The organism is Lentibacillus cibarius (assembly GCF_005887555.1).
Lineage (GTDB): Bacteria > Bacillota > Bacilli > Bacillales > Amphibacillaceae > Lentibacillus > Lentibacillus cibarius.
In genome coordinates, this window is the sequence record NZ_VCIA01000001.1 from 926,663 (window position 1) to 941,374 (window position 14,712).

Here is a 14,712-nt window from a genome sequence, read left to right on the forward strand (position 1 = left end):
TCATTCCGCAAAAAGGTCGATAGAACCTCATCTATTAGCATTAAATACAGAAAACGCTTGGAATTCAATTTCTTTCCAAACGTTTTTTCTTGCAAACCATTTCTCACACGTGTACCCCTACCCCAGGGCCGAATGGAATACCCAAAAAGGCAAATCCAAGCAGCAAAATCGTCCATATAACCAAAAAAACGAGCGTATATGGGAGCATGAGGGCCATTAATGTTCCAAGGCCTGCTTTCTTATCGTATTCTTTCATAAATGCAAGCACAATGACAAAATACGGATTCATAGGTGTAACGATATTTGTCGATGAGTCGGCGACACGATAAGCAGCCTGAATGAATGCCGGATGGTAATCCAAGAAATAAAACATCTTCAGAAATACCGGCGCCTCTAACCCCCATTGCGCCGAACCGCTGAACACGAGCAAGTTCAGCAGCGCAGTCAATAAGACAAAAGCTACGACAACAATCATGCCTGTCATATTCATTGATTCCAGAAACGACGCACCACTAACGGCCAGCCATGTGCCGATATTCGTCCAATTAAAATAAGCTACAAACTGGGCTACAGCGAAAATTAAAACGATGAAACTGGACATGTCTTTCATCGCTTCACCCATATATTTGGCGATGGATCTGGAGTTTTCGATTTTTTTCAACGTGACGCCATAGGTAACCCCAATTGTAATGAAAAACAGCATGATCACTGGTACAATACCAGAGATGAATGGTGACGGAATCATGCCACCTTCATCATTGCGTAGCGGTGATTCAGGCCAAAAAAGAGCCGTAAGCAGCATTGCAATGTACACAACTGCAGCAATAGCCGCATTGCGGAGTCCTTTTTTCTCAAGTGAGGTCGTTTCGTCAAAACCTTGTTTCATGTCCCCGTCATAAACACCGAGCCGAGGCTCAACAATTCGCTCGGTAATCAATCCTCCAGCCGTGGTGAGCAAAAGCGTTGAGACAAGCATGAAGTACCAGTTATCAACTGGTGTAACCGTTGCTGCTCCTTCAACCGTTTCCATTACTTCAGCAGATATACCGGAAAGTACAGCATCCGTATTAGCAACGATAATATTGGCCGTAAAACCAGCACCAACGCCAGCAAAACCGGCAGCCAACCCTGCTAACGGATGCCGGCCCACATTATAAAACACCATTGCTGCAAGCGGCGGTACAATAACAAAGGCAGCATCGGCGGCTAGATTGCCAAGAATGCCGGTGAAAATGACCGCGTACGTAATAAGTGTTTTCGGAGCGCGGAGAATCGTATTTTTAATAAGGGTCTCCAGCAGCCCTACTTTATCAGCGAGCCCTACTCCAAGCATCATTGTCAAAACAATGCCAAGCGGTTTAAACCCGATAAAATTATCAATAACCGATGTCACCATGAATTGGAGACCTTCACTGGATAGTAAACTTTTTATTTTCATTTGTTCGTTGCTTCCCGGCTGTGAAAACGTCACATCAAATAATGAGATGAAGCCGGATACGATGACAACTGCAACAGCTAGAAAAACAAATAACATAAACGGTTCGGGCAATTTATTTCCGACGCGTTCTATGCCATTCAAAAAACCGGAAAAAATAGAGTTCTTTTCCTCTTTCGTGTTTGATGCCATGATTGTCCCTCCTATAACCGTTTTATGTGTACGAATTGATGCCAGTTTATTATTTTATCATGATAACGTGATTATTCCTATAAAATTAGTAAACTTTTATTTCCGGAATTTGTACTAGTTACACATACTCATTGAATGGATAGCTGATAAGGCAAAAAGACCCCTACAGTGGCAGGGATCTTTTGGTGTTCATCTATTTTTTTAATTTGGATAGTGCTTCAGCAAGGGCATCATTTTTAAAGCCGTCGTCTTGTTTCTTCAAGTATTTGTTCACATCTTTTTTAGATACTTTTTTGCTCTTTTCTTCTTCCTTCCGTTTGTTGAATGCGGAAAGCTTCTCGCGATGACCGCACTGGCAAGTAAACGTTTTTCCTTCACCTTCCCCGCGAAGCTCCATTCGTTTATGACAGTTCGGGCAACGAGCATTGGTTCGCTTAAAAATATTCTTCTTATACCCACAGGAGCGATCCTGGCAAACGAGCATCCGCCCCTTCTTGTTATCCACCTCCATCATTAGTTTGCCACAATCCGGGCATTTACTACCGGTCAGGTTATCGTGTTTGAACGTATCCTCCGACGACTTAATCTGCTGGACAATTTCTTTGGTATACCCTTTAATGTCACTGACAAACTCACTTTTTGTCAATTTGCCTGCTTCAATCCGGCTCAGTTTGTCTTCCCACTCAGCGGTTAGCGCTGGTGAGCGTAATTCTTCTGGAACGAGGTCAAGCAGCTGACGGCCTTTCGAAGTTGTGAAAATATGCTTCCCCCGTAATTCCATGAGCTGGCTATTGAACAGTTTTTCAATAATGTCAGCCCTGGTGGCAACCGTACCGATTCCGCCGGCTTTATGAATGGTTTTGGTAAGGTGTTTATCATCCTGATCCATATACCGTGTCGGATTTTCCATCGCCTGCAGCAATCCGCCTTCTGTAAAACGTTCAGGCGGTTTCGTTTCTCCGGTTGTCATTTTAAGTGCCACCCCAGAAGACGAAGCCCCTTCTTGAACATTCGGAAGTTGCACGTCAGCTGTTCCATCATTGTTATACAGCTCTTTCCAGCCTTGCTTTATAACGTTTTTCCCTTTTGCAATAAAATGTTCATTACCAATTCGTGCGTCAATGGTCATCTGCTCATATTCGTGTGGATCGGACAAAACAGCCAGAAAACGTTTAACGACAAGGTCATAGATTTTCCGTTCTTTATCGTCTAAGTCCGCCATGTTGACAGATTCCTCAGTCGGAATGATCGCATGATGATCGGACACTTGTTTATTATCTACGACTGATTTAGGCAGTTTCCATTCCTTCTTCATTAACTTACCAGCAGCACGGGAATACCCGCTGGAACTGGTTGCTTTAACCCTGTCCTTTAATGTCGGTACAATATCAGACGACAGAACGCGGGAATCCGTTCTCGGGTACGTCAGCGCCTTATGCTGTTCATACAGTTTCTGCATCAGCGAAAGCGTCTGTTTACCGGAAAATCCAAATATACGGTTTGCATCCCGCTGCAGTTCTGTCAAATCATACAGTTGTGGGGCATGTTTTTTCTTATGGCTTTTATGAACACCAACCATCTTAGCCGGTTTGTCTTTAAGCTGCTGCAACAACTTTTCCACTTTCTCTTTGGAAAAAATCCGGCTGTTGTTCTTTCCGTCATGCCAGGTCAAGGACATGCCGTTATTCAGCTTGGCTTCAATTCCGTAAAATGGCTGCGGTTGAAAGTCCTTAATCTCTTTTTCTCTTGCTGCAACCATCGCTAATGTCGGTGTTTGCACACGTCCGGTTGAAAGCTGCGCATTGAATTTCGTTGTAAGCGCGCGGGTGGCGTTCAGACCGACATACCAATCCGCTTCCGACCGCGCCGCTGCGGATGCATAAAGCGTTTCATAGCGCTTCCCTGGTTTCAAATTGTTAAAACCTTCGCGAATCGCTTTGTCCGTAACCGATGAAATCCATAGCCGTTTGACAGGTTTATTGACCCGCGCTTTTTCAATAATCCAGCGGGCGACCAGTTCCCCTTCTCGACCAGCGTCGGTTGCAATGACGATTTCACCGGCATCTTTGCGGTTCAGCTGTGATTTGACAGCACTAAACTGTTTACCTGATTTTTTAATAACAGTCAGTTTCAAATGTTTCGGAAGCATCGGCAGGTCATCCAAGCGCCATGTTTTCCATTTATCCTCATACATTTCCGGGTCGGCAAGGGTAACTAAATGCCCAAGCGCCCACGTTACAATATACTTAGAGCCTTCCAGATAGCCGTTGCCCTTTTTATTGCAATTCAAAACACGGGCAATATCCCGGCCAACAGAAGGTTTTTCTGCGAGTACAACTGTTTTGCTCATCATTTAAATCTCCTCTTTATTAACGCTATGATGTTACTTTAACATAATTTGCTTGGTATGTTCGCGTATCACACCTTCTCCTGAATACCATATAATATGATAGACATTCGGAAAGGAATTTGATGCCGATGTTCTACTACACCAGATTGATTTTATTAGTTATCGGGGTCAGTATCGATGGGTTTGGTGCTGGGATGTCGTATGGTATGCGTAAAGTTCATATCCCCTACACGGCTCTTGTAATTATTATGCTTTGTTCAGGATTCGTTGTCTATCTTTCCATGACTATCGGAACGCTTCTTATGACTTTTATCCCAGCAGGACTTACTGACAAAATAGGCGGGATTATTCTGTTCGGCATCGGTTTATACTGTTTATTCAATGTACTGCGTAATGGGTATGATACAACGGCAGACACAACACCTGACAGCGAAACATGGAATCATGTCAAAACGGTCATAAAAGAACCGCGTCAGGCTGATATAGACCAGTCAGGGAACATTTCTACAATGGAGGCAGTACTGCTCGGATTTGCCCTTGCTGTCGATGCATTTGGTGCCGGATTAGGAGCGGCAATGCTTGGTTATGCCCCATTGCTGACAGCCGCCTCAATCGCACTGATGAGTGGACTCTTTTTGTTCTGCGGTGTGCGGATGGGGGTTTTTTTAGCCGCGAAAAAATGGACACAAAAACTAACACTTCTCCCGCCATTTTTACTGATGCTGCTCGGAATCATGAATATACTATAAAACAAAACTTCAATCAATCGGGGGGTTCGACACAGAAGACGTGCTAGTGTAGGCGTTGTCACAGGTCGTGACATTTTTAGCCTTCGATGCACCCGGACATCGCATTAGCATGGCAGTATTCCCCTAGCCGCACCTCTCGACTTTGAAGTGGGGGTTTTACTGCCGCTTAATGCGGGATAAATTGCTGCTGTAATCAAAATATATGGACATGACATTTTGAATGCAATCACCTAGCCGTTTAGGTGTTACTTTTCAATCCATCTGGGTATGCCTATAATAGGAGAAGAAATATTTTTCACAATAGAAAAGAGGGTATACCATGAAAACAGGAACAATACATACATTAAACATACAACACCATACGGAGGAAGGCTACACGCTACAGCATGACATTTTTCTCCCTGACCGCGACGGGGAACTCGATTTGCAGGAAGGGGAGTCAGTTAAGGTTTTTCTTTATTCGGATAAAAAAGGAAACGCGATAGCAACGACCCACCTCCCCTCGGTGACACTGGACGCGTATGACTGGGCTGAGGTTACTAGATCTATTAGAGGGCTTGGTGTATTTGTCGATATCGGTATTCCCAAACAAGTACTTGTCTCTATCGATGACCTTCCCTATCTGGAGCGCGCTTGGCCAGTAGAAGGGGACATGTTATTTGTCAAGTTGACAACAGACAAAAAAGGACGCCTGCTTGCACTACCTGCCTCGGAACATTTCTTTGAGGCGAACTGGGAATTCGCACCTGAAGAACTGCTTAACAAGCCCATAAGCGGACGCATCTACCGCACCAGTCGGGAAGGCTCAGCGCTCATTTCTGAGAATGGCTATCGTGGCTTCCTCCACCATACCGAACGTAAGCAAGAACCGCGCCTCGGCGAATGGGTAGAAGGCCGTGTGATTGGCGTGAAAGATGATGGGTCGGTAAACATTTCACTGTTACCTTATAAACATCAACGTATGGATGAAGACGCTGATGTCATCCTGAATCATCTCGAACAAAACGGCGGTGTTATACCTTTCAGCGATAAGAGTGACCCTGAAGAAATCCGCGGAACGTTCAACATTAGTAAAGCGGCCTTTAAGCGAGCAATGGGGCAATTGATGAAAGAAGGAAAAATTAAACAGCATGACGGGAAAACGATACTGACTGATGTAGATAACGACAGCTAAACATATGAAATAAATATTGATCCGGAGTCAGTTCATTACTTGTCACTAAACACCTCTTTTCCAATCACAAAAATACCTGCCCTTTTACCGTACAGAGCAGGTATTTTTATATTAATTATTGTTCAGAATGATTATAGGTATCTACAAGTGATGTGATTATAAATCCGATGGCTGAAGCAAACAGACTGGCAGCTCCCCAGCCACCAAATCCTAACCCCATCATTTCAATCCGGTCCCCCGTTGATATGGACAGCAAAATAATCCCGAGCACAAACAATACACCTGCAGGTACATAAATGGTGTAAGACTTGTTCGAAGCTGCTAAGCTGACTACAATGTTAATAATCATTAGAACTACTAATAAAGATGCACTAAAAACAAGTGCCGTATTAAACATGAAAAATACACCTCTTTTTTTATTATATGCTATCTATAAGTGTATCTACGTAACTGTATAAAGTCAATTTTATCACTTCATTTCATCATAAGAACGACATTTGTTTCCGGTAGCCATTTGTTGCTTCCTGTTATTTTTCAGTCTCTATACCTTCCAGCCATTTTCCCTTGAGATCTGGGTGCTTTTCAAGAAATTTCTTCGCTGCTTCTTCGCTTGACATACCAGACTGGATGCTGTACATCACATCTTGATTTTGTTTTTTCGTCCAATTGAATTGGTCAATGATCTTATAAGCTAGTGGTGAATCTTCTTTAAATCCATTTCGGGAAACAGCGAAAACATTATCCGGATCACCGTATTGGTTTTTCGGGTCTTCCAACATTTTTAAATCAAATTCATTGAACGTCCAATGCGGTGTCCATAGGGTTACAACAATCGGCTCCTTCTTATCAATGGCACCTTTTAATTCAGCTGCCATCGCAGGCCCCGAGCTGGATTGTAGTGTCCAATCTTTATCCAGACCATAGGATGGAATCACTTTTTCTTTCGTAATCTCCATCATCCCTGCTCCAGGACTGATACCTGTAATATCCCATTCCAATTTCTCACCAATATTGTTCTTATTATTAGCTAAATCTTCAATGGAATTAATATCTTCCATATAAGTTGGTACAGTCAGTGCAAGTTCCACCTCTTCTGTAACCAAGCTCATCTTATCAAGCTTGTCCTTATATTCCTCCCAGTAACTAGCATGTGTACCTGGAAGCCATAATCCAACCGAAGCATCGGATGACCCACTTGCCAGTCCCGAGAATTCTATACCAACGTCTGTTTCTTTAACCGTTACATTGTATCCAACTTCCTCGAGTAGCTGTTTCACCACATGTGTTGCTCCAATATTGGAAACATATGTATCGGTTGCTAACGTAACTTGTTTTTCACCAAGCTTAAGCTCACCGTCCTTTGCGCTTTCATCATCATCGGAAGTAGCCTTTTCGTTATCGCCGCAAGCTGTCAATGCAGCCGATAGCATGAGCATAATCATGATGCTTATAATACGAAACTTTTTTCGCACGTTAAATTTCCACTCCTTACTTTTATCTATTATTATCGCTTGTCGAAATTATTATAAAATAGAGAATGGAATAGACACAAATCGGATGAGCTTCGAAAATTGCGCAATTAAAGGCTTAAACTTAAAATTACAAGCCTTTTCCTAGATTACATTCATTTTTTGCGTGTCTTACTTACTTATAGTTTCACTTATCTATCAAAAAAGGAACGAACCACCACCCGGTAGCCCGTTCCTTTTTTTAAACCGTTATTTTATCGTTCGGTATTTGTTTTCCCCATGTTTTGTTGAGAATAAATGCTAACATCAGAAGAACTGCGGCACCGACGATGAGCGCTACCACAGGCGAGCCTGTAATCCCAACGGTAAGAAAAGATATGATACCACTGACTCCTGCCGTGATGGCGTATGGGATTTGTGTGTTGACGTGATCAATATGGTCACTCCCGGATCCAGCAGAGGACAGTATGGTCGTATCAGAAATTGGTGAACAATGATCGCCGAAGATGCCCCCACTAAATACAGCAGCAATGGCCAGATACATGGAAATGTCCATAGAAGCAGCAAGCGGCATGGCAATTGGAATCATTATTGCAAACGTTCCGTACGATGTTCCAGTTGTAAAAGCGACAACGGCACCAATAGCAAAAAGTAATACTGGGATTAGAATAGGTGATGTTGTTTGTTCGGTGAAATGCACGATATATTCAGCAGTTCCGAGTTTGGTTGTCACACTACCAATGGACCAAGCCAGTATTAAAATAATGTAGACGAGCATCATACTCCGGAATCCACTGACGATAATGTCCATCGATTCCTTGAAAGAATACAATTTTTGCTGCATACCCATCAGCATCGCAACAATACCAGCCGTAAAAGCGGCTATGGTTATGGAAGTGGCACCATCCGCTTCACCAAATGCTGTGACCAAACCTTTTTCAGGATATCCTCCAGTCCATAGAAAAAGCGGTGGAATCATAGCAACCAGAACAACAATTGGTACAACCATATTTCGGATTTTCGGCGTATATCCTTCCGGCATTTCAATATCATCCATCTGATCGTCGGAAGGTGGTGCTGAATCATCACGGAAAACCTTTCCAGTTGTACGAGCACGGTACTCCGCCTGTGCCATTGGTCCGAAATCCCATTTCAAAAATACGATAACCCCGACTAATATAATGGCAAGAATAGAATAAAAGTTAAATGGGATGGAGAAAATATACGTCATATATTCTGATTCAGATATACCCATTTCAGTATATTGTGCACCAATCAATCCCATAACAAAAACTACCCATGTCGACACTGGGCCCAGAAGACACATCGGTGCTGACGTGGAGTCCACAATGTATGCCAGCTTTTCACGCGATACACGCATTTTATCTGTTACTGACCGCATAACACTTCCTACGGTCAATGCGTTAAAGTAATCCTCAAAGAAAATAATAAGCCCGAAAAGCATAGTTGACCCTTGTGCTGCTCGCGGTGTTTTCACTTTATTAGAAATAGCAGTGGCAATGGCATGTGCACCGCCCGTTTTTTGCAAGAATGCGATTAGTATACCAAAAAGTCCGCAATAAATTAGAACAGTTGCATTCCATGGATCTCCTGCACTTGGAATGATAAAATCACTAAACGTTTTATACAACCCAAGGAACGGATTCCAACCATTGATCATTGTTGCCCCTAGCCAAACCCCTGCAAAGAGTGCAGGAAGTACATTACGGGTGATAAGGGCAAGCACAATCGCGATAACCGGTGGAAGCAGCGAAAGTATCCCAAACTCCATCATTCGATCTCCTCTCAATTTTTTGACTATTCCTATTAGTAGCATATTTAAGTGCTCACTAAAATATTTCTATAACGAACAAAAAAGTCCTGTTAAATTATAGTCCTTTTTTGTACTGGACACAACTAATTTAGACAATCATTTTTTTACTAAGTGCTAATATAAAATTTGCGTATCAATCCTAAAACGTAATCTTGTATGTAAAAGACAGACCCGGTAATATACCGAATCTGTCTTTAATCGTACATATCCTGAAGTTATTTTTTGTCAGACATGCTCGACTCGGCAATTTTAAGCATTCGCTTAACCATTTCGCCTCCCACAGATCCATTTTCACGTGCAGTTGTATCCGCTCCGGGCTCAACGCCAAATTCATCTGCAATTTCTTGTTTCATGTTTTCCATTGCATCCTCTGCGCCAAGCACCAGCAAGTCATTTTTTCTGTTTGTCACAACTGATCACTCCTCGTGGGAATTAGAACAGACCAGATTGATCCGTCCATTTGTATTTTGTGACACATATTTTATGTTACCCCTGACAAAAATTGTTTAGTACAATGCTTATTAGTAAAAGATGTGGGATTGTGCTAAAATGCATGGAGAGAATATACAGACAAGGAGATTTACATGACATATAAGCTGCTATTTCTAGATGTTGATGGAACTATTTTTAAACCGGATCATACATATACAAATACCACGAAACAAGCCATAACTGCATTGCAAGACAAAGGGATGGATGTGTTTCTTGCAACCGGAAGAGGACTTCATGAACTTGGGGAGCTGGCGGAAGACTTGGGTATCCAGTCATTTATTGTTTATAATGGTGCATTTGCCAGCTACCGCAGTGAGATTATTGTAAACGAACCATTCAAGCGCGACAGTATTGAGCGGTTCCTGTCTATTGCTCAAGAGAATGACCATGAGCTGATGCTGTACACCAGGGAACGAAATTATTGCACGAATCTTAACCGCCCGCTTGTCCAACAATTTATTGACACATTCGATTTGAAAGCAAACGCTGCATTTTCACCTGCCATAACAGATAAAGTTTTAGGTGTGACTGTATTAAATGCAACGCAACAAGATGCTCGTCTATACGAATTTGAGCACGATCTTCATATTTCGCCTGTTCGTGTCAACGGCGTGGAAAGCAGTTATGATGTTTTGCGAAAAAATGTGAACAAAGGGCGTTCTGTCGAAAAAATCCTTGAACTTCTTAAGATGACTCCCGAAGAGGCTATCGCATTCGGCGACGGAATGAATGACAAGGAAATGCTGCAAACCGTTGGCGAAAGTTTTGCGATGGGAAATGCCGATGAAAATCTGTTTGCCTATGCCAAGTATCGGACCGCAACAGTCAGTGACGACGGTATTGCTCAAGGTTTGAAAAAGCTCGGATTACTATGAATATAACAGGGCCGGCTTGGTGCCCGGCCTTGCTTATCCTTGTTGTTATTTAAGAAAATGCTGTAGCAAATGAATGACTTGTTTTGTCTGTTGATAAAGTAATACATCAGCCTTCTCCATACATTCTTGAAGTGATGTTGGCTTGTCTACTATTGAAAAACAGCCTGCAAAACGCTCACTAAGCACGTCCAAATTCCCGTCAAGGCTTCCGGAAATCAACACTGCAGGGACGTGATGTTTCCTGCCAAGAGCCGCAATATACCCAGGTGCTTTCCCGTAAAGTGTCTGCTCATCACTTTGCCCTTCACCCGTCAGGATAAGATCTGCCGAGCGAATAGCTTTCTCTGCATGCATCGCCCCAGCAATCAATTCTGCACCTGAAACAAGTTCTCCACCGATAGCTAGCAAGGCGAAACCAAGCCCACCGGCAGCTCCTGCGCCAGGGACGTTTTTTAATGGCTTTCCGAGGGAAGCTTCCACTAGTTCTCCATAAGTATGTAGGGCAGCATCGTATTTATTAATTTGGTAGGGTGTAGAACCTTTTTGCGGTCCATATACCTTTGATGCCCCTCTGTCTCCACTTAACGGATTGTCAACATCACAAGCAACATTTATAGTTACTTTGGCTAGTCGAGGGTCGATGTTAGTAAAACTTACACCGTTTACATCCTGTACGTCCTTTCCGAATATACCGGTTTTATGGCCATGCAAATCCCATGCCCGCATCCCGAGAGCCTGTAGCATGCCAAGCCCACCATCATTCGTCGCGCTTCCCCCGAGAGCCAGAATAATTGATGTACACCCACGATCCAAGGCGTCAACAATCGCTTCACCAATACCAAACGTCGTTGTTATGTCGGGATTTCGTTTATCTATGGGAACTTGAATGAGCCCTGCTATACTCGCACATTCAATGATGGCACAATTTGCGTCAATGACGGCATACGCAGTGTTTACTTGTTCCCCCAAAGGGCCGGTGCACGTGATAGGTACACGTGTCCCGGATGTAGAAGAAAGCAGTGCATCCAACGTGCCCTCCCCACCATCAGCCATCGGTTTCAATGTAACGTGGATATCGTGATCAATTGATGTAATAGCTTTTTTCATTATTTCCGAAGCTTGAACAGATGTTAGACTTCCTTTAAAAGAATCAGGCGCGACAACAATGTTCATGGTCTCCTCCTCTTTTATATACATTGATAACATGAAGATTATCTTGCCTATGGTTAAACCAATCTTAAAATAACCATCCCCCAATAATCTCTTTATCTCTCCACATCAAATATTATTCCGTTTTCATGCCGAACTTTTTCCGTTACTGTTAGAACATCATAACTAATCTTTTTCAATCGCTCGTATGCATCAGTATCAGTGGCCTTGATAATAGCGGCAAATGCTTCGGCTTCATATACCATATTATTGGGATGATCGTCTGCTGGTAATTCTCTCACACCGTCGTCCCCATGCAGCCTAACGCGTGGGTGATACATATCACCCGTATTTTCAAACACTACCGTGCCTTTTTCCCCATGTATTTCACACATGTTAGCGGATTGGGCAATTTTAGAACAAAGAATCGTCGCCGTAAAGCCAGGATAATTGAGGATAAGTGTACCACTACCGTCAACCCCACTGTCCAGAAGCACCGGAAAATACACCGCATTAGCGGGTTTGCCAAACAATCCAACGGCAATTGATAACGGATAAACGCCCAAGTCCGTGAGTGCACCACCGGAAAAAGCGGTTGTAAACACATTGGGATTTTCTCCGGCCAAGAATTTATCATAACGGGATGAGTATTGCACGAACGGCAGAATCATACTACGGACTGTGCCAATTTGCTCTAAACCCTCTTGAAGACGGTTGAAATTCGGTGTATGCAAATTCCGCATCGCTTCAAACAGGAAGACACCATTTTCTTCTGCAACGCGATAAGCTTCTTCCCATTCCTTTAAGTTGGAGAATATTGGCTTTTCACATATAACATGCTTTTTTCCCTTTAAAAATTGCAAAACATGCCGAAAATGATGTGAATTTGGGGAAGCAATATACACTACATCCACTGTTTTACTTGCCGCCATGTCTTCCAGATCGGCAAATGCATGTGTCGCCCCATGTTTCTCCGCAAATGCATTTGCCTTATCTATCGTTCTTGAATAAACTGACGTAAGAGTGAATTGCCCTGTTTCTTTGGACGCTTCAATAAATGCTTCGGTAATCCAACCGGTTCCTACAGTACCTAAATGCATAAATATTTTTCTCCCTTCAAGGTTGAAACTTAAGTATGTATACGTATCGGCGTTTTTTCATCACCCCGCTAATGTAGGTTAATAGAATCGGATAATTCTTATGATATCACTTGCAAACTGAAGCGGGAAGTAATTGCAAATCCTTTGCATGATAAATGCTGCTTGACCCCGACAAACACCTAAGATTATCCGTAAGTTTCAATTTGTCACCAATAACGAAATATTTATTTGCGGCAGCAGTGATCATTTTTCTTTCTTAGATAAGTGCATTCCTATTTCTTATAATTCCAAAGCACTCTCCATTTTTTATCTACTTCTGTAACAAAAACATTTTGCACGAGGGTGAAATTTCCGTATTTCCCCTTATATATCTGTGAAACTGGTACTTTGTAGACCAGTTCAATTGATTCTGCACCTTCTTCCGGCTTCCAGTTTTTCAACTCAACCGCTTCCCCGATCATGAAGGAAAAGGTTGTCACACCAAAATGATTCATAAACACATGTGCCCGGTCTTGCAAATAGCGTCCTTTTGGAAATTTCTCCTGCATGAAAGGGTGAAACATAGCCCATGAATCAGAATAAGCACCATCCTGCTCATACGTATAAAACGTTTCAACAGCCTGGATTGCGCGTTTCTCCGGTGATGTATAGAAAAACAGATAAATTGCTGTACCTATCCCAGCAATCAGTAGTATAAGCAAAACGTACCGCATTAGAACCCCCCTGCATCGTACTGCTATCAGTCTATTCGTAAAGGGGATTTGTCAGTACAAGACTATTAGGGTGTGTGCAAGGGAACAATTCATTGTCTGGGACATGTGTGTTGGGTCTTGGGGCTTTTCTCATTTTCGCACGGGTTCTGGGCCCGGGTGCGAACCGCGCGTCTTCAGATGTCGATACGTAAATGCCCCTTCAGTCCGTCTTCATTCTCAAATAACTATGCTTCCGTTATAATGGATAGCGATTAAAATTTTAAATAAAGGCTGATATTCATACAACTGAAAGGAGGGGTATGTATGAATCAAACCTCAAAAGATATTTTTATGATCGTATGTGGTGCATTTATTTTTGCCGTCGGCGTCAATTATTTCGCGATTCCCAATCGGCTGTCGGAAGGTGGCGTCATTGGGGTAACGATCGTTGCACACTATTTATTCGATTGGTCGCCGGGTACGGTCAACTTTGTCCTGAACACGGCACTTGTTGCGGTTGGCTATAAATTGTTTGAAAGACATGTGACCATTTATACGATTATTGCAATCATCTTTTCCTCATTCTTTCTGCACGTTACGGTTAGCTGGGGCGAAAGCATTAACGATGATATGCTGCTTTCTGCATTGTTCGCAGGATTGTCCGTCGGGCTTGGACTCGGGCTCATTTTCCGGGCAGGTGGTACATCCGGCGGGTCGGCCATTCTAGCTCGACTTGCCAATCAGGCATTCGGCTGGACAATTGGCAAAGGCATGCTCATCATCGACATCGCGGTAATTGCAGGATCAGCTTTTATCATTGGTCAGGAGCGAGCGATGTATACGCTTATCTCCGTCTATGTAGGTGCCAAAGTGATAGATGTCGTCGTGGAAGGTGCAAACGAACGGACAGCAGCCGTCATCATATCCAGTTCGCCTGAAGAAGTGATGGAAGCCGTCAAAAACAAAATGGCACGCGGCATCACGGTACTAGAAGGAAGGGGCGGTTATACCCAATCACAGCGGGAAGTACTCTACTTGGTTATCAGCAGATACGAAATTGTCCCATTTCAAAAAATTGTTCTGGACATTGATCCAAATGCCTATGTAACCATCCACCCTGTGCAGGAAATTTTCCGGAAGGGGTATAAAGGCAGATAACAAAAAATCCTCTCATTGTAATAATGAGAGGATTTTTTGTTAT

At 43.0% G+C, this 14,712-nt stretch carries 13 protein-coding genes; 4 read left to right on the top strand and 9 right to left on the bottom strand.

Going from position 1 to position 14,712, the window contains the following annotated elements:
- Positions 1–103: 103 nt before the first annotated feature.
- Complete coding sequence (locus FFL34_RS04550; RefSeq protein WP_138601884.1) at positions 104–1,627, bottom strand: AbgT family transporter; 1,524 nt, start codon at positions 1,625–1,627, stop codon at positions 104–106.
- A gap of 193 nt (positions 1,628–1,820) precedes the next feature.
- On the bottom strand, positions 1,821–3,977 hold the full coding sequence (locus FFL34_RS04555) for a DNA topoisomerase III (protein ID WP_138601886.1): 2,157 nt from the start codon (positions 3,975–3,977) through the stop codon (positions 1,821–1,823).
- Between the two features lie 122 nt (positions 3,978–4,099).
- On the opposite strand from FFL34_RS04555, the gene ytaF reads away from it, so the two are divergent.
- Positions 4,100–4,726 carry a sporulation membrane protein YtaF gene (ytaF, locus tag FFL34_RS04560; RefSeq protein WP_234031421.1) on the top strand — a complete coding sequence of 209 codons (627 nt, stop codon included), beginning with the start codon at positions 4,100–4,102 and terminating at the stop codon, positions 4,724–4,726.
- A 319-nt stretch (positions 4,727–5,045) separates the two neighbouring features.
- The gene (locus FFL34_RS04565) at positions 5,046–5,900 is read left to right on the top strand and encodes a CvfB family protein (protein ID WP_138601888.1); all 855 of its coding nucleotides are present in this window, start codon (positions 5,046–5,048) and stop codon (positions 5,898–5,900) included.
- A gap of 115 nt (positions 5,901–6,015) precedes the next feature.
- Here the strand turns inward: FFL34_RS04565 and FFL34_RS04570 are convergent, their stop codons facing one another.
- The 4 genes from FFL34_RS04570 to FFL34_RS04585 all read right to left on the bottom strand — a co-directional run bounded on the left by FFL34_RS04570 (position 6,016) and on the right by FFL34_RS04585 (position 9,613).
- On the bottom strand, positions 6,016–6,297 hold the full coding sequence (locus FFL34_RS04570) for a hypothetical protein (protein WP_138601890.1): 282 nt from the start codon (positions 6,295–6,297) through the stop codon (positions 6,016–6,018).
- A 130-nt stretch (positions 6,298–6,427) separates the two neighbouring features.
- A complete protein-coding gene (locus tag FFL34_RS04575) occupies positions 6,428–7,372 on the bottom strand; it encodes a glycine betaine ABC transporter substrate-binding protein (RefSeq protein ID WP_138601892.1) in 945 nt (314 codons plus the stop codon).
- A gap of 238 nt (positions 7,373–7,610) precedes the next feature.
- Positions 7,611–9,164: a Na+/H+ antiporter NhaC family protein gene (locus FFL34_RS04580; RefSeq protein ID WP_234031422.1), complete on the bottom strand. Its 1,554-nt coding sequence runs from the start codon at positions 9,162–9,164 to the stop codon at positions 7,611–7,613.
- A gap of 254 nt (positions 9,165–9,418) precedes the next feature.
- On the bottom strand, positions 9,419–9,613 hold the full coding sequence (locus FFL34_RS04585; protein ID WP_138601896.1) for an alpha/beta-type small acid-soluble spore protein: 195 nt from the start codon (positions 9,611–9,613) through the stop codon (positions 9,419–9,421).
- 174 nt (positions 9,614–9,787) lie between these two features.
- Between FFL34_RS04585 and FFL34_RS04590 the strand changes: the two genes are divergently transcribed.
- Entirely contained in the window at positions 9,788–10,570 is a 783-nt protein-coding gene (locus FFL34_RS04590) for an HAD family hydrolase (RefSeq protein WP_138601898.1), read from the top strand.
- A 45-nt stretch (positions 10,571–10,615) separates the two neighbouring features.
- Here the strand turns inward: FFL34_RS04590 and FFL34_RS04595 are convergent, their stop codons facing one another.
- The 3 genes from FFL34_RS04595 to FFL34_RS04605 form a co-directional block, all read right to left on the bottom strand.
- Positions 10,616–11,743, bottom strand: a complete 1,128-nt coding sequence (locus FFL34_RS04595; RefSeq protein ID WP_138601900.1) for a glycerate kinase — start codon at positions 11,741–11,743, stop codon at positions 10,616–10,618.
- A gap of 92 nt (positions 11,744–11,835) precedes the next feature.
- The gene (locus tag FFL34_RS04600) at positions 11,836–12,819 is read right to left on the bottom strand and encodes a Gfo/Idh/MocA family protein (protein ID WP_138601902.1); all 984 of its coding nucleotides are present in this window, start codon (positions 12,817–12,819) and stop codon (positions 11,836–11,838) included.
- 272 nt (positions 12,820–13,091) lie between these two features.
- Positions 13,092–13,532: a hypothetical protein gene (locus FFL34_RS04605; RefSeq protein WP_138601904.1), complete on the bottom strand. Its 441-nt coding sequence runs from the start codon at positions 13,530–13,532 to the stop codon at positions 13,092–13,094.
- Between the two features lie 303 nt (positions 13,533–13,835).
- On the opposite strand from FFL34_RS04605, the gene FFL34_RS04610 reads away from it, so the two are divergent.
- Entirely contained in the window at positions 13,836–14,669 is an 834-nt protein-coding gene (locus FFL34_RS04610; protein WP_138601906.1) for a YitT family protein, read from the top strand.
- Positions 14,670–14,712 lie beyond the last annotated feature (43 nt).